This is a genomic window from Ditibartonella choladocola, assembly GCF_002007565.1.
GTDB classification, from domain to species: domain Bacteria; phylum Pseudomonadota; class Alphaproteobacteria; order Rhizobiales; family Rhizobiaceae; genus Bartonella; species Bartonella choladocola.
In genome coordinates this window covers 1,786,725-1,803,286 of record NZ_CP015625.1, presented here as the reverse complement: position 1 = coordinate 1,803,286, position 16,562 = coordinate 1,786,725, and the positions used below count along the sequence as shown (strand labels likewise).

The 16,562-nt window shown below is 45.2% G+C and carries 14 protein-coding genes; 7 read left to right on the top strand and 7 right to left on the bottom strand.

The features are described from left to right. Positions 1-573 precede the first annotated feature (573 nt). Positions 574-1,197, bottom strand: a complete 624-nt coding sequence (locus tag BBC0122_RS08090) for a YceI family protein (protein WP_077992843.1) — start codon at positions 1,195-1,197, stop codon at positions 574-576. Positions 1,198-1,754: 557 nt separating this feature from the next. Between BBC0122_RS08090 and BBC0122_RS08080 the strand changes: the two genes are divergently transcribed. After that, on the top strand, positions 1,755-2,813 hold the full coding sequence (locus BBC0122_RS08080; protein WP_077992840.1) for a DUF475 domain-containing protein: 1,059 nt from the start codon (positions 1,755-1,757) through the stop codon (positions 2,811-2,813). A 76-nt stretch (positions 2,814-2,889) separates the two neighbouring features. Here BBC0122_RS08080 and BBC0122_RS08075 read toward each other — a convergent pair whose 3' ends face one another. After that, positions 2,890-3,606 carry a pyridoxamine 5'-phosphate oxidase family protein gene (locus tag BBC0122_RS08075; RefSeq protein ID WP_077992838.1) on the bottom strand — a complete coding sequence of 239 codons (717 nt, stop codon included), beginning with the start codon at positions 3,604-3,606 and terminating at the stop codon, positions 2,890-2,892. A gap of 45 nt (positions 3,607-3,651) precedes the next feature. Here BBC0122_RS08075 and pdxR point away from each other — a divergent pair, with 45 nt between their 5' ends. Then, positions 3,652-5,103 (top strand): MocR-like pyridoxine biosynthesis transcription factor PdxR, encoded by a 1,452-nt coding sequence (gene pdxR / locus BBC0122_RS08070; RefSeq protein ID WP_077992836.1) that lies wholly within the window; start codon positions 3,652-3,654, stop codon positions 5,101-5,103. A 456-nt stretch (positions 5,104-5,559) separates the two neighbouring features. Here the strand turns inward: pdxR and BBC0122_RS08065 are convergent, their stop codons facing one another. Continuing rightward, positions 5,560-6,180: a hypothetical protein gene (locus tag BBC0122_RS08065; protein ID WP_077992835.1), complete on the bottom strand. Its 621-nt coding sequence runs from the start codon at positions 6,178-6,180 to the stop codon at positions 5,560-5,562. Positions 6,181-6,775: 595 nt separating this feature from the next. Between BBC0122_RS08065 and BBC0122_RS08055 the strand changes: the two genes are divergently transcribed. Both BBC0122_RS08055 and BBC0122_RS08050 read left to right on the top strand, forming a co-directional pair. Further along, positions 6,776-7,507: a glycosyltransferase family 2 protein gene (locus tag BBC0122_RS08055; RefSeq protein WP_077992831.1), complete on the top strand. Its 732-nt coding sequence runs from the start codon at positions 6,776-6,778 to the stop codon at positions 7,505-7,507. Beyond that, positions 7,504-7,833, top strand: coding sequence for a lipid-A-disaccharide synthase N-terminal domain-containing protein (locus BBC0122_RS08050; protein ID WP_077992830.1), 330 nt, complete (start codon positions 7,504-7,506; stop codon positions 7,831-7,833). The genes BBC0122_RS08055 and BBC0122_RS08050 overlap by 4 nt, the downstream gene beginning before the upstream one ends. 181 nt (positions 7,834-8,014) lie before the next feature. On the opposite strand, the gene BBC0122_RS08045 is transcribed toward BBC0122_RS08050, so the two are convergent. Continuing rightward, entirely contained in the window at positions 8,015-9,487 is a 1,473-nt protein-coding gene (locus tag BBC0122_RS08045; RefSeq protein WP_188318012.1) for an ArnT family glycosyltransferase, read from the bottom strand. Between the two features lie 115 nt (positions 9,488-9,602). Next, positions 9,603-10,901, bottom strand: a complete 1,299-nt coding sequence (locus tag BBC0122_RS08040; RefSeq protein ID WP_077992828.1) for a UDP-glucose dehydrogenase family protein — start codon at positions 10,899-10,901, stop codon at positions 9,603-9,605. A gap of 91 nt (positions 10,902-10,992) precedes the next feature. Here BBC0122_RS08040 and pncA point away from each other — a divergent pair, with 91 nt between their 5' ends. Continuing rightward, the gene (gene pncA, locus BBC0122_RS08035) at positions 10,993-11,604 is read left to right on the top strand and encodes a bifunctional nicotinamidase/pyrazinamidase (protein WP_077992826.1); all 612 of its coding nucleotides are present in this window, start codon (positions 10,993-10,995) and stop codon (positions 11,602-11,604) included. A gap of 281 nt (positions 11,605-11,885) precedes the next feature. Here the strand turns inward: pncA and BBC0122_RS08030 are convergent, their stop codons facing one another. Then, a complete protein-coding gene (locus tag BBC0122_RS08030; RefSeq protein ID WP_077992824.1) occupies positions 11,886-12,227 on the bottom strand; it encodes a hypothetical protein in 342 nt (113 codons plus the stop codon). 92 nt (positions 12,228-12,319) lie between these two features. After that, positions 12,320-12,907 carry a hypothetical protein gene (locus BBC0122_RS08025; protein ID WP_077992822.1) on the bottom strand — a complete coding sequence of 196 codons (588 nt, stop codon included), beginning with the start codon at positions 12,905-12,907 and terminating at the stop codon, positions 12,320-12,322. Between the two features lie 580 nt (positions 12,908-13,487). Here BBC0122_RS08025 and ettA point away from each other — a divergent pair. Together ettA and tam are read left to right on the top strand one after the other, a co-directional pair. Next, positions 13,488-15,137 (top strand): energy-dependent translational throttle protein EttA, encoded by a 1,650-nt coding sequence (ettA, locus tag BBC0122_RS08020; RefSeq protein WP_077992821.1) that lies wholly within the window; start codon positions 13,488-13,490, stop codon positions 15,135-15,137. A 537-nt stretch (positions 15,138-15,674) separates the two neighbouring features. Continuing rightward, positions 15,675-16,439 (top strand): trans-aconitate 2-methyltransferase, encoded by a 765-nt coding sequence (tam, locus tag BBC0122_RS08015; RefSeq protein WP_077992819.1) that lies wholly within the window; start codon positions 15,675-15,677, stop codon positions 16,437-16,439. Positions 16,440-16,562 lie beyond the last annotated feature (123 nt).

Here is a 16,562-nt window from a genome sequence, read left to right as displayed (position 1 = left end):
GCAATTTGACTTAAGCCAAATAGAACCAGACAATTTGACTTAAGCCAAACAGAACGCTGCCAAGTTGATTTTAGCAAGGCAAAACACAGCCAAATTAACTTAAGCAAAGCAGAACACTGCAAAATCGTCGGTTCGGGTTTTGTTAAGCGGTGTTAAGCGCGGTCTGTCGGGGATGGTATATTTCATATTCGGTTTGAATAGCTTTATTTCTTTTGTGCCACGATAGGCACAACCGGCTTCTTTGCCGTGTGCTCGAAAAGAACGGATTGTTTTTCAATTGAAAAGCCCTATCCAAGCTCTGACCGGTGTTGCATTTAACCACCTCAACCGTTTTCGCGTCTGTTTTTTTTAAAGATGGGTTCTTTTAATCCACGCTAGCACTCTCACTTTACGCTATATGTCCATGATTGAAATTGGGTGGGCAACGGAAAAACGGACCCTACAGCCCGCAAATAACAAATATTCCCGAATAGCGAAAAACCGGCCTGCAAACGCCATGTTCGCTGCCGGTTTTACGAAAAATGATTGCCATAAATAGATTTCAAACATTCGCAAAAAGTATGAAACGAATGTTTATTCTGCCGGTTTGAATTCCGCTTCAATGGTAAGGTTGACATCGTCACTCAATGGCCCTTCGAGTTCATTGACGCCAAATTCGCTACGCTTGATAACCGTTTTTGCAGAAAAACCGAGGGCGGGTTTTTTCGTCATCGGGTGAGAGGCAAGAGTGCCATTCAATGTGACATCGAGCACAACAGGTTTGGTCACACCGTGAAAAGTCAAGTTGCCGGTAACCTTTCCTGTTTTTTCTCCTGTCAATTCGATAGACGTTGAATCAAAAGTGATGTTTTTGTATTTGTCGGCGTCGAAAAACATTTCACCGGCAATTTCGTCATTAAATTCATTGGGCGTTTTGGGATAGTTTGTATCAACCGACTTCGGATCTATCCTGACATGCAAGACCGATTTTTCAACATCGTTTGCATCAAGATCAAGCTTTGCTTCGATTTTGTCGAAACGTCCGTAATAATTGGAAAGGCCGAAATGTTTGATGCTCCACAACAGGTTTGTATGTGCTGCATCCGACACGTAAGCCCCTGTTGGAACATCAAGTTTTGCCGCTTTACCAGCCGAAGCGCCCCAGAAAATGCATGGAACTACGAAGGCTGCTGCAATTGTTGTTTTATTGATGAACATATTATTTTCTCCCCGTTTCAGGAATTTACAACATGTTATAGAGTTTAGCGTTTTATTATTATCTTTAAAGGGGTAACAATTAGAACAGAATGTCTCCGGAATATTGACAATCAAATCGTTCGATTGTTTTGTGTTCCGGTTTCAAAAGAAGAAACTTGCAATATTTGAAATACAAATCTTTTGAAAATATTGATTTTCTTCCAAAGAATTGAATGATGCCCGATTACAATCGGTAAAATGGAAGTTGTCACATTGCCAATGCTTGGCACAAAATAATAATGGTTTATTTGAAAATATATTTTCAAATGACGGTAAATGACTAACACATTCGATTTTCTTTCCTGCGACGCAAGTGTTTCTAGCCTATAAAGTAATAAGTATGATTTCTAACCGGCTTTAAAAAATTTGAGATATTGTTAACCTTTTCACATCGGAAAGGAAGCAAAACCCTTGCGTTTTGACCATGTTGTTTCCATATAGAACTTGTTTAAGGACGTTGGTCCTGAACCGGTAAACGCCAAGAGCCTTTTTGAAGGCTGCTTAAAAGAGGGAATATAATGAGCGTTTTACGCTATTTTACCGGCGCCTTTATTTTTACAGTTGTCGGTCTGAGCCTGGGTATGTGGCTTGGCTATGTTGAAACAGGTTCCACCAGCGGCATATTTGAATATCTGTTCATATGTTGTGTTCTCGGTGTTCTGGAAATTTCACTTTCATTCGATAATTCCATTATAAATGCGCGTATTTTGCGTGATATGAGCCCGGTTTGGGAACATCGTTTTTTAACATGGGGTATTGTTATTGCGGTGTTCGGGATGCGGGTTATTTTCCCATTGATTGTGGTGGCTTTTGCTGCGTGGATCAGCCCCTTGCAGGCATTGAAACTGGCCATCTGGGAGCCGCAACATTACGCAGAAATCATGACAGATGCCCATGTCGGTATAGCGGCATTTGGTGGTACTTTTCTGTTTATGGTGGGGCTTAAATATTTCTTTGACCCTGAAAAAGAAACCCATTGGATTTTGTTTCTGGAAGGGCGGGCAAAAAAATATGCGTCAATCCACGGTATACAGATTGCTATAACGCTTGTCCTTGTGCTCATTTTTTCCAGCCTCGTAAAACCGGAAGACGACCATACATTTCTGGTTTCGGCAATTTACGGTTTGCTCGCGTTTATCGCTGTTGAAGGCTTGGGCGTTTTAATGGATGCCCGCAAACATACGATGGAAAATGTCTATAAAGGAGGGGTGGGTGCTTTTGTTTATCTCGAAGTATTGGACGCGAGTTTTTCCTTCGATGGTGTGATCGGCGCTTTTGCACTTTCTACCAATCTTTTTGTTATTGCAATCGGTCTGGGGATTGGTGCCTTCTATGTCCGCTCGATGACTGTGCTTCTTGTTGATAAAGGAACACTTGCACAATACCGCTACCTCGAACACGGGGCTTTTTATGCCATTCTGGTTCTCGCATTTATCATGTATCTGCAGACCGTCATACATATTCCCGAAGTGGTGACGGGTGTTATCGGAATGGTGTTCATTCTGACTGCTCTTTATTCTTCTATCCGCTTCAACCGCAATCATCCCGATTGGCACTTGACTATTCCGAAAGATTAGGCGCGCACAAGAAATTTGACGCAGTTGGCGATGTTGCTGTGCAATCATTGGTGGTTGCACAGCGTCACTCTTCCTCTCAAGTCAACCGGTTCATATAGATTTGTTGCGTTTCGGTCAGAACATCGTCCAGTCTTTTGCCGCTTGTCCAGACATTGAGCGATTCTGAAGGAGTTATACCGTTTTCAAGACGGTCGTCAGGTTGATAGGTGCCGATAATTGTTGTGAGCGGAATAACACCTGCCCATATGGGGTTGGCATAATCTTCCTCGTCATCTTGAGGTCCTGCCGCGCGCATTTTTGCTGCCGCGACATCAATTTTCATCTTTATCACAGATGTTGCTTTCAGCTCTTTTTGCGTGACCTCGCGTATTTCGTCTGTTCTTTTCGGGAAAAAACGCTCGATCATATTGTTAAGCGCGCGATATTTTTCTTCTTCATTTGAAACAAGTGTGGCTTTGCCAAAACACATCACCGAGCGATAGTTGACCGAATGGTGGAAAGCCGAGCGTGCAAGCACAAATCCGTCAAGGCGCGAAACAGTGACACATACATCCACCCCTTGCTTCAACCGATTTATCATGCGCGAGGCGGATGAACCGTGCCAGTAGAGATAGTCGCCTTCGCGCCAATGTGTTGTCGGGGTGCAAAAGGGTGTATTGTCAATCACATAGGCGACATGCGCCAGAGCCGAACTGTCGAGAATATGATAAACTGTTTCCTTTTTATAGGAGGCACGTTTGTAGCTCCTTTTAACGCGGTTTTTATCGGTTATGGAGAAGTCTTCGGTCGTCATTCCATTTGCCTTGCAAAAGTTGATAGAAGCGGCCAATAGTGTTCTATGAAATTGGAACAAAAAAGAACCACATTAAAACAAAAAAATCAGACCAATTTTCCCGACTGGTCGGCAATGATGCCGCTTGTTCCGGAGAATGGCCGGAAGCCTGCAAATGTCTATCGCCTCATCAGGCAAGCGATTGATAAGAAACAATTCGAGTATGGTGCGAAATTACCCCCCAGTCGGGATTTGGCAAAGCGGTTTTCTATTTCCCGTTCAACGGTGGTTGCAGCTTATGAAATGTTGGCTGCCGACGGTTACATTATAACGAAGCGGGGAAGCGGCAGTTTTGTTGCTTCAAATGTATCGCGCACATTCAAACCTCGAATTTCGGTGCCGGAACGTGAACAAAAATCGGCCTATCACTTATGCGAGTTGAGTATACCTCTTGAAAATGACAAAGCGATGAGCGTGTTTCGCCGCCTTTTGAACAATCGCGCAGCCAAAGCGTGTATACGTCACTATAACTATACCGATCCGCGCGGGACACTGGAACTGCGAGAGGCGCTTTCGGCTTATTTGAGGCAAGCCAGAGGGCTCAACCTTGATGCTTCACAAATTTTTATAACGACCGGTACGCAACAATCACTGGACCTTTGCCTGAGATGCTTTTTGAGCGATAAAGCGACAATTCTCGTTGAAGACCCGTCTTATCACAATGCAATTCAGGCACTTGAAGCACTCGGCAAGAAGTTGGAATTTTTACCTCACGATAAACTTGACGATGACTTGAATTTGCCACCGGCTGACGCAATTTTGCTCAGCCCTTCAAGACGATTTCCTTTAGACGGCACGATCGGGCTGTCGCAGCGGCTCAATTTGTTAAAATGGGCGAAAGATAACAACGCGATGATTATTGAAGATGATTACGATAGCGAGATCCGCTTTGAAGCCTCGCCTATGACTGCTATTCAAGGCCTTGATGACAATGGTTCTGTTATCTATTTCGGCACATTTTCCAAAACGCTTTTTGCCGGTCTTCAATGCGCCTATATGGTTGTACCTTCGCACCTATGTGAGCGCCTTATCAAATTTCGTAGTCTCGTTGACAGACGCGCCGTTACTTTTGTTGAAGAAGCTTTGGCCGATTTTATCAATGGCGGCCATTACGCGCGGCATTTGCGCCGGTCAGCCAGGATTGTCAAAAACAACAGAGATGCTCTCGTCAAGGGATTGCAGAGCGGAAAAGGGGCAAATCTCATGCAGCTCGCCCCGCCGCGACAGGGGCTTCATCTCGTTACACTTCTTGATAAAAATATCAACGATGTCGCATTGGAGGCCGAGCTTCAAAAAGCCGGTTTTGCCGTTCGCGCAATCTCGAATTATTGCCGGAATAGTCGTGAAAACGGCCTGCTCATGGGGTATTGCGGCTTTTCGCCCGAACTTTATGAACAAGCAGGAAAAGCGATTTCCGATATAATCGACACATATAAAACCTGTAATCGTTTGTTCTGAGATTTGGAAAACGCCTCAAGCATAAGAAGCTCGATACGAATTAGGGAACGGGTAAAAGCGGTTTCCGTGCCATGCTCTTGAAATTGGCCAAGCAAAAATCAGGCAAGTTTTGACCGGATGAAGGGAAATCAGAAAAATGCATTGTTTCATTTCCCCGTATTTCTGAAATCCAATTTATAACGTTTTCGGGACTGTTTTCGGGTTTTTCGGGCAATAAATCGGGTTACAAATTTAAACGAGGAAGAAAGATTGGAAAAGCGCGGGCAGGGGAAAATGACGAAACAGCAGAGATAGCAGGTTGTTGAACTTTTTGGGAAACGTTTAAGTTGTGAAATCTTTAACGGGGCAATTGTGCGATTGTCCCGTTATTATTTTTTTAAGAGGAAAAACGGAATAGTTACAGTTTTTAAATCCTCACAATGGTTCGGAAAACTATTTCGTTTAGAAATTTTGCCTTTAAAGTGTGGTTGTCGGAGGTATGTCGTCTTTCATTGTCGTGACAAATTCGGGGCGGGGGACGGGTTCTGCTTCGGGTAGAGGAGCCGGATTTTCTGGTAACGGTGGCTGAGGGTGAGCCGGTTTAAGGGGAGAATGGTCGGGGGTAACCTTATGCGGCGCCGGATGATGCGGGGCTGGATGATGTGGTTCCGGATGATGTGGTTCCGGATGAGGTGCATGTCTATTTCCGTCGCCTTCCAGACTGGCATTTACAGGACTAAAACTATAAAATTCACGTCCGATGATAATGAAGACAAAGCCGATCAGTCCCAGAAAACCCAATGAAAGGTAAAGCAAGGTAAAATCGGGGATGGGGGTATCAAAAAATGTGGCTTCGGCGATTGCTTTCAAATTGGCCGAAACAATGATTGCCGTTGCAACCGGCGCGAGAAACACCAACACAACGCCAACCCAACCCAAGCCGGTAAATCTTTGCCGTATCAATGTAAATGACAGGTTTGATAATGCTGGCCGCAAGTGGTTTTGTCCGGAGAGTGGTTGGGCACTTACGAGTGAATAGAAGAAATATATAAGCACAATTGATGCAATAAAACCTAATATCAAAAATATTAGAGCCATTTTAGGTATCCCTCTCTATAATGAACTTTAAAAAGAATATAGAAAGGTTTTGAATTGTGTCTATAAAATTGCACAATATCGAATAATCATTCGCAATCTATTTGAAAAAACCAAATTTCTTTGTCGGAACATTTTTTGCTTTCTTGGGCAGAATGGGCTTGAAAATATTGTTTCAAGTGAAAGAAAAAGCGGAAAGCAAATGTGGGTTGGAAAATCGGCCTTCGGACAAGCTGAAAATCGTCTATAAAGAGCAGCGAACGAAGAACAGCAAAATGACAGTGCACACAAATAATGCTGCTTTTTAAAAGTGATGTTTCAGGAAAACGGATGAGAGTGCCCCTCACACGATCATGTTTTTATCAGCACTTGTTTTTCAATAAATTCTCGCAGACGCGGGCTTTCGGCAGTAAAAAGGTTGTTTGGCTGCGGGAAGCTTGAAACCTGCAATTTTTACGGGACGAAAAAACACGCCATCGGGAAAACAGGAAGAGCAAGGTTTTTAACAGTTTCAGCAACGGGTGATGATGCGTTTCATAGACACTTGCGGTTTTCAATGCTATTCAATCTCGCATAGCATTGGAACGAAGTTATTTAAATGAAACTATCTGTCGTCATTCCCTGTCGTAATGAAGCTGAAAATCTGGCTTTTCTGCTTGATGAAGTCGATAATGCCATGAACGGGCGCGATTACGAGATTCTCGTCGTGGATGACGGTTCGACCGACGATACACCCAAGGTTTTATATAAACGGATGAGCGAGGGCAAACCTTTGCGCCATATCCGTCATGATCGCTCGGCCGGTCAAAGTGCTGCGGTGCGTTCGGGAGTTTTTGCGGCTTCAGGCGATATTGTTTTGACGATTGATGGTGACGGGCAGAATAATCCCGCTTATCTACCGGAACTTGCCGATGCGCTTATTGCCGCCGGGCCGGAATACGGGCTTGCCGCCGGTCAACGTTTGAAACGCACCGATACAAAATTGAAGCAGCTTTCCTCCAAACTTGCCAATAAATTGCGGCAGGCAATTTTGAAAGACAATACGCGCGATTCAGGTTGCGGATTAAAAGCAATCCGTACAGAGCTTTTCCGGCAATTGCCGTTTTTTGACGGTTGGCATCGTTATTTGCCAGCGCTGGTTCTGCGTGAAGGTTTCAAAACGACGCATATTGATGTGGTTGATCGCCAACGTGTCCATGGCCATTCCAATTACGGTATTCTTGATCGCGGCCTTCGTGGTATTCTCGATCTCTATGGAGTCTGGTGGCTGCGTCGCCGTCGCAAAGTTGTTCCCAAGGTGACAGAAATAAAGGCAAAGGGCGAAAAATGAGCGGCATTTTCTCACAATTTACCCAATGGTTACATGATGTCTTTGTCGCCCAGTGGGACGGGTGGATTGTTCTGGGCTTTGTTGCACAGGCGCTTTTTATGATGCGTTTTGTTGTCCAATGGCTTGCCTCTGAAAAAGCCAGAAAAAGTGTTATGCCGGTTGCCTTCTGGTTTTTTTCGCTAGGAGGCGGAACGCTTCTGCTTATATATGCGATCAGGCAGAAAGACCCTGTTTTTATTGCCGGTCAGGGCTTGGGGCTCATTGTTTATATTCGTAACCTTTCGCTGATTTACCGCGAAAAGAAACACAAACAGATGAATTCCTGATCGCGGGCGAAATTGCACCTGAAGACGAAAGCCGCTAATTTTTCAAAAATCAAGCTTTTATAATGTTTTTCCGTGAGAAACGAGCTCCTTGGCGACAACCAACCGGAGCCGTTTTACTTGGCTTGCCGGTCTCTCTTCAGCCGGTCTCTCTCCTGCCGGTCTCTCTCAAGCGAGATATGGTTCAAGGCAGATAAAGATATGAAACGATACGTTTCACATCGCTTCCTCCGCTAAAGCCGATTTCCACTTCGCCGGTTTTTCCTGTTGTCGGCAAGCCGGCCTTCAAAAGAGTTGCGCGCAAGTCATCGGGCAATTTTCCGTTTCCCGTCCATAATACCATGAGCGGCGTCTTTAATCTTTCAATTACAAAAGGCGAACCTATGTGAATGGTCTTGAGCGTTGGGTCAAGCAGGCGCAAATTGCCGGGCAATTGCGGGTGACGCGCGAAAACCATGACAAACGGCCCTTCAGCGCGAAGTGTCCGATCAAGTGTTTTATAGTCAAAAAGCTGTTCCGGCGGGGCGAACCGGTTATAGGCGGTTGCGATGTTGAGATAAAGGACAAATGGCACGACAAGCCCCGCAATAGCGCCGATCACACCGAATGCGCGCACATATTTCAAAGAGTAGCACAAGCGCGAAAGGACAATTGCAAAATAGGCGGGTGCAAGGAAAAGCAATGGCTGTAACCAGCGGTCTTTGACATTTGTAATACCGAGCACGAGGACAAGCGCAACTACAAGCAAAATGCCGAAAAGCAAAATGTGGTATATGAGATGTTCGGCTTTGTTTTCATCTCTTGTTGTCAATCGGGATACTTTGGAATTGGAAAAACTATGTAATCCGGCCAATATCAAAGCAATAATAAGCGCAATCGAAACAAAACCCAAAGACGCTGTAAAAAAATCGGCAAGACCGGTTAGACGATCGGTAAAGAAGCCCCCTGTCTTACCCATTGCCAGTTTGTTGGCACGTGCGACGACGCTTGCGGGGTGGGCAGACATATAAATGGTAGCCGGTGCAATAGCGATCAAGGCTACAACTATAGCCAGTGGAAAGTAGCGGTTTTTCAGCGCGCTGCGGAAGTCCCGCGTTAAGGCTGTGCCGCCGAAAAGTGCAATAAGAAAGAGTGCTCCGTTATATTTGCCTAAAATTGCGGTTGCACAAGCCAGCCCCAAAAGGATAGCTCGTCCAAAAGAGGGTTTGCGGCAAAAAAAACAGAATGCCAGAAACGTATAGGCAGCACCGGCAGTGCCGATAATAGAATGGGTAAGCGCACGTTGTGACTCCCAGCCGATTTGGGGCAGCAGGAACATTGCAAGCATAGATGCTCCTGCCACAACAGGGCGCACGTCAAGAAGCCGTAGCGCCAGATAAACCGAGAGGAAAGTGGTTGCAAGAAGGCCGAATTTGATAATTTGCAACAAATAGAAATGAAGCCCGAAGAGCTGTTCGACGGCAAAGGCAATCCATGTATAAAGCGGCGGCTGCGAACCGCCATAGCCCCAATTCCAGAAACTGATATTGGACGCAAGTTCGGCATCGTCAAGCCCCGCACCTTGCGAGATAACAGACACAAACAAAGCTTCAAATGCGAAATAGAAAATAATGAAGCAAACAGCGATAACGCCGTAATCCGGTTTGTTTTTTGCCATCTGCTTCATCCTTTTTTTGTGCCGCTTATATAATCGCCGGCTCATTCAAACCGGATATCGTCATATAAACGATCACCAAGTGAACAATTTTCTGTTTCAAACAATGGCCGTCTACTTAACGGCCGATGGATATATAATCGAGATCTATATCCTGAAATTCTTCCGGTTTATAGATATTACGCAAATCGACAATTTTGCCGGATGGCATAAGTTCGGCAAGCTTTTTAAGGTTCAGTGCCCGATAGGCATTCCATTCCGTAATGATTGTGAGGACACCGGCGCCTTTGGCGGCTTCATAAGGCGAAGAACACCAGACAATATTGTCGAGAACTTTTTTTGCCTGTTCTTCACCTTCAGGGTCGTGAGCACGTATCGTCAGACCGGCTTCCTGCATGACTTTGATAATCGTTAAAGCGGGAGATTCGCGGACATCATCTGTGTTGGGTTTGAATGTCACACCAAGCACAGCAACGGTATCGGTATTTTTTTCTTTTGCGGCTTTGATAATACGCTCGCCCATTTTTACCTTGCGTTCTTCATTGATCGAAATAACTGTTTCAATCAACTGTTGGGGAGCCTTATAGCGCAGGCCGGTTGCTGCAAAAGCGCGCGTATCTTTAGGAAAACAGGAACCGCCAAATCCCGGACCGGCGTGCAGAAACTTGGAGCCGATGCGTTTATCCATGCCGATTGCCTGTGCGACTTCCTGAATATTGCCGCCGGTTTTTTCGCATAAATCGGCAACCTGATTGATGAATGTGACCTTCATGGCAAGAAAGGCATTGGCCGCATATTTGATGAGTTCGGCATTTTCAAGCGAGGTAATGACAAGCGGCGTTTCGCGCAGATAAAGCGGGCGGTAGAGTTTGCGCATTGTTTCGCGCCCCCGTTCATCTTCAACGCCCACAACAACCCTGTCGGGGCGCATGAAATCTTCAATGGCCGAACCTTCACGCAGAAATTCCGGATTGGATACCATAGAAAAGCGGATTTCCGGCCGCTGCTTTTGTATACGTTCACGAATGCGGGAATTGGTGCCGACAACGACAGTCGATTTGATAACGATGACTGCACCATCTTTCATGGCATGGGCCACCTGATCGGCAGCCTGTTCTATAAAATGCAGGTCTGCTTCACCATCGCCGCGGCGCGATGGTGTGCCTACAGCGAGGAAAATAACATCGGCTTCTTTGACGCTGTTTTCCAGATCGGTTGAAAAGAAAAGGCGTTCTTCCTTGATGTTTCTTATCATCATTTCATCAAGACCGGGTTCAAAAATTGTGGCTTCACCTTTTTTCAACCGCGAAATAATATCAGGATTGGAGTCCACACATGTCACGTCGAATCCGAATTCGGCGAAACATACGCCCGAAACCAGCCCGACATACCCGCTACCGATCATGGTAATTTTCATCAAAGTCTTCCTTGCAAAATATCATGCCTTTTTGATATGACTGTTTTCACGTGACTTCAACCGTCAAGTGAGGGAAATAAGGGGAGAAAAAATGGCAGGCGAGGCTCTTATCGTTGTTGATGTTCAGAACGATTTTTTACCCGGTGGTGCACTCGCCGTGCCGGATGGTGATCTCATCCTCCCGACAGTCCAAGCGCTGATGATGCGCTTCGATCATGTCATTCTCACACAGGATTGGCATCCGCAAAACCATCAGAGTTTCGCTTCCAATCACCAAGGGGCTTCCGCTTACGATACCATAAATGTCGATTATGGCCCGCAAACACTTTGGCCGGATCATTGCATCCAAGGCTCGAACGGGGCAGCAATTCACGGGTCTCTTCCCGTTGACAAGGCCGAAATGATAATCAGAAAAGGTATGAATCCGGCAATAGACAGCTATTCCGCATTTTTTGAAAATGACCGTAAAACACCCACCGGATTGCGAGGCTATTTAAAAGAGCGCGGTTTGCACAAGCTTACTTTCTGCGGTTTGGCGACAGATTTTTGTGTGGCCTATTCAGCACTCGACGCAAAGAATTGTGGCTTTGACGTGTCGGTCGCGCTTGGTGCTTGTGCTGGATTGGATCTTAACGGTTCGCTTGATCTCATGTTGAAAACAATGAATGATACCGGAGTGAATCTGTTGATGGGAGCGCTTTAACCCGTCAAGCGCCGGTCTCTCAAAAAAACGGCTTGTTTCTGATAAAACGGCTTGTTTCCGGCCGTTTCGCTTTTCTTGAAAACAGTATAGGTCGAACTGTCGCCCGCTGGTTGCTGTCAAAAGGAAAAGCATAAATAGGTTCCAATCGGCCGCATTAACAACCTGACCAATCAGGCTTTACCGGCGAAAAGTTACCCCATTCATCTATCAATGCGCTTTCTTCTATAGTTACACGCTTTGCCTGAGCCGGAAGATGATTATCAGATCAAAGCCGGAATGTTCTAGCTTTTCGGCAGGCGTCTGGCGCAGCGCTCGAAAATTTGTCTGGCAAATTTGTTTGTAATTTCAATCCGCTCGCTATTGGTCGAAAACTGATTCTCCTTATAAGCGAGTTCGACAATTTTTTTATATACCGGATCAAGTATTTTCTGGTCTTCAGGTGACTTTTCTTTTAGCCCGTTTAAAATAAGGCTGGTTGTTTTTTCAATAGGTACGCCGCTTTGACGAACCATCATGACGGAACGACCAACTCCGGCAAGGTCCTTACATTCGATATTGGTTTCTTGTGAAAAAGCAGATGCAGGTAAAAAAGCTAAAAGAAATAGTGTCTGAGCGAAACGCATAAAAGTCTCCCGATTAAAAATAAACGTTCCTTTGACCGGCTATATCGGCACAAAAAGATGCGAACATTTAAAATCATCAAGAAAATTTTTTGCTATTTTGATACCTCTGTCAAGCATGAAAAAGACAAAACATCTTGATAACTTGTCTTTTTATCGAGCCAGAGTATAGCTTGCGATAATTGACCTGATTGTTGTTGTAATTTTTCTGAAAAATAAATCCAATCACCTATATTGAGTGGGAAATAATCAGCCACCGATAAAGATTCGCGCAGTCTTCGCATCATCAGGGGACTATAGACGTCAGACCCCATGCGCCGTTTTTCATTTTTCAACCATATACGAGAAAGCCGGTTGTGCCAGTTACGATATTGCTCGCGCTTATCCAGAATCAATTTGGCAAAATGTCCATCGGCCAAAGCATGAACTGCCCAAAGTCCCAATGGAAAAGGCGCATAAAGAACAATGGCATTTCGAGGTGCGGGATTTTCGACAATTGTATTTCCGGTGATGCGGTAACATATTGTTTTCATTCCGGTAAAGGAAACAGGCAGTTCATAGAGGCTGTCGGGCACGAGAAGAACATTGTTTTCGGCGGGAACAGAAGTGTTTCCATTCCGGTCGAAAATGATAGGTCTTGTGACACCAGTTGATTGTTCGCTCGTCAAAACCTGCCCAACCATTTTATGCAATTCGCGCAAATGTCATATTTATATTTTGTTTTAATAAAAGAACATATAACACGATCGCTTGAAAAAACGAAAGAAACTGAAGCAAGCGGTTAAAGGGGGTAATACGACATTGTTCTCGCCGGACAAGCCTTAAAAACCGCTTTTATGCACAATAATCAAGTGGTTTGAAGAAAGCACAGTGTGCACTGTTTCATGTCAGCAACTCGCTATAATTCGGTTTTTGCAGAATTTGGCCTTTTGGAAACAGAATCCGCTCTTTTAACAATTATGTCACTGATAAGGCCTTTAATCGGGTCGATAAACATGCTGCACCTTTATTGATTATGTCGGATATATGTGATCGGAGCGGTGTTAAAGGAGCACTATTTGCCCATCTTCTTTGAAAGGTTATTTCGGCAAGATCATTTTGGAATTGTTTTGCTCTTCTCAAAGATTGCCGATTGTGCCCGTTTCAGTTAAAAGACCAGAAACAATGTGGTTTCAAAACGTGTTTTCATTAAAAATGCGAGCGAAAAGATCGTTTGTATAAAGGCAGCTTTGAACGCGTCAATCAAGGAATGGAAAAACATATATGGCTCGGCAATTTATCTATCATATGGCGGGACTTAGCAAATCCTATGGTAATAAAAAGATTTTGGACAATATCAATTTGTCTTTCTATCCGGACGCAAAAATAGGTATTTTGGGGCCGAATGGCGCGGGCAAATCAACTATTTTGCGCATTATGGCCGGTCTCGACAAAGAGTTTACCGGTGAAGCTTGGCTGGCAGAAGGGGCAACTTGCGGATATTTGCCGCAGGAACCTGCTCTCGACCTGACAAAGGATGTACGCGGCAATGTTATGGAAGGTGTTGCCGAAAAAAAGGCAATTCTCGACCGGTATAACGAATTGATGATGAATTATTCGGACGAGACGGCCGAAGAAGGCGCAAAATTGCAGGATGTCATTGACAGCCAGAATCTTTGGGATCTTGACTCACAAGTGGATATGGCAATGGATGCGTTACGTTGCCCGCCGGCAGATGCGGATGTTTCCAAACTTTCAGGCGGTGAAAAACGCCGCGTCGCTTTATGCAAATTGTTGCTCCAGCAACCCGATTTGTTACTGCTTGACGAGCCGACAAACCACCTTGATGCCGAAACGACTGCCTGGCTTGAAAAGCATTTGCGCGAATATCCGGGTGCTGTTCTGATTATCACCCACGATCGCTATTTCCTTGACCATGTCACCGGCTGGATTCTGGAACTCGATCGCGGGCATGGCATACCTTACGAGGGCAATTATTCTGCCTATCTCGAAGCCAAGGCCAAACGTCTGGCACAGGAGGGACGGGAAGAAGCAGCAAGACAGAAAGCCCTGACACGTGAACAGGAGTGGATTGCCTCAAGTCCGAAAGCCCGTCAGGCAAAATCGAAAGCCCGTATCAAAGCCTATGACGAATTGGTCAAGGCTGCCAATGATCGTCGTCCCGGTGAAGCACAAATCATCATACCGGTGGGTGAAAGACTGGGGCAGGTTGTCATTGAAGTCGAACATTTAACCAAAGGATTTGGCGACCATGTATTGATCGACGATCTTTCCTTCAAATTGCCGGCCGGCGGAATTGTCGGTGTTATCGGCCCCAATGGTGCCGGTAAAACAACTTTGTTCAAAATGTTGACGGGGCAGGAAAAGCCGGATGCAGGAACAATCCGCATCGGGGATACTGTCAAAATGAGTTATGTCGATCAAAGTCGCGATGCACTTGATCCTGATAAAACGGTTTGGGAAGAAATCTCCGGCGGAAACGATATTATAAAGCTCGGCAAATATGAAATGAATAGCCGTGCCTATTGTGGTGCATTCAACTTCAAGGGGGGCGACCAGCAGCAAAAGGTCGGTAACCTTTCAGGCGGGCAGAGAAACCGCGTTCATCTTGCCAAACTTCTGAAAGAAGGCGGCAATGTATTGTTGCTCGACGAGCCGACCAACGATCTTGATACAGAAACGCTGGCAGCGCTTGAAGAGGCTCTCGAAAACTTTGCCGGTTGCGCCGTTGTTATCAGTCACGATCGTATGTTCCTTGATCGTCTGGCAACCCATATGCTGGCTTTCGAGGGCGACAGTCATGTGGAATGGTTCGAGGGCAATTTTGAAGAATACGAGGCCGATAAAATACGCCGTTTAGGGCCGGAATCCGTCAACCCGAAACGGGTAACCTATAAACGTTTGACACGATAGTCGAACCGTTAGACACAATCATCCGGTTCTGTTTCAAGAATTATTCCTCAACAGGATTGTGAACGGAAATTGTCAGGAACGGCGGGGCGAAAAACCCGCCTTTTAATTTGGAATATTCATTTTTATTCCAATCCTGAAATATATCATTTTGCGCGAGCATGGAATCCGGTAGGCAATATTGACATTAAAACTCGCCGAAAAAGACGGGGCGGGAAGAAGTGGATGACAAAAGCGGTTTGACAATTGGTTTCCAAGGATTGTTCGGAACAATCGGGTGTTTTGTAAAGCTTGTCCGGAACAGTCCGGAATATGATTTATATTCCTGCAATAATGCGCGCCTTTAATATATATTCGTTCGGCAGCTACACTATTGATCGGGTTCGCAGCGATCGGAAAATGGAAAGGCCGCTCCGAAGAATTTTTAAAATCGCGAGAAAAATTCGACTTTCTGCCGGAAAAAATTTGACTTTGTGGATGTCTTGAACCCAAAAAGTGGTAAACTTACTTCATTGCCCGATGAGACAATGGAGAAAATTTATGCAAGATTGGTCAGCAAAACAATATTTGAAATTCGAGGACGAACGTTTGAGGCCGGTACATGACCTCGCTAATGCAGTTCCTCTGAAAGAGGTCAAAACCATTGTCGATCTCGGTTGCGGTCCCGGCACATCGACCGAAGTTTTGTGCCAACATTGGCCTAACGCCAAGGTTTCGGGGTTTGACTCTTCTGCCGACATGATCGCCAATGCCAAAAAGCGCTTGCCGAAAATAGAATTTACAGTTCAAAACATTGAAAAATGGTCGCCGGAGCCCGATGTCGATTTGCTATTTTCCAATGCCGTATTCCAGTGGCTCCCCGACCATATTGACGAGATGAAACGATTGGTATCAGCCATGAAAACCGGTGCGGCTTTGGCCGTACAAATGCCGGATAACCTGTTTGAACCGCTCCATCGTGCGATGATTCATGTTGCAGAAGATAAACGCTGGAATGATCGGATCGGCTCTGTAGCGCGGGAAAAACTACCGAATGTCTCGGTCTATTATGATGCTCTGAAGCCGCTCGTCCACTATATTGATATTTGGCAGACAATTTATAATCCCGTCATGGAAAATCATGAAGCCATTGTTGACTGGGTGAAAGGGGCAGCCCTACGGCCATTTCTTGCGCCACTTAACGAGGAAGAAAAGCAACAATATCTTGCGCTTTATCTTGAGCGCATTACAAAACTCTATCCAACCCAGTATGACGGCAAGGTTTTGTTGCGTTTTCCGCGCCTGTTTATGGTACTGGTAAAATAATGGATTGCTATTGCCACGAATAAAATTTGCAAAATGAAAAGAGCCATGATTGTTCATGGCTCTTTTTATTTTTACTGTAAACGGGCGGATTTATTCTTTCTGAACTATGACAAAGGCGGCCTC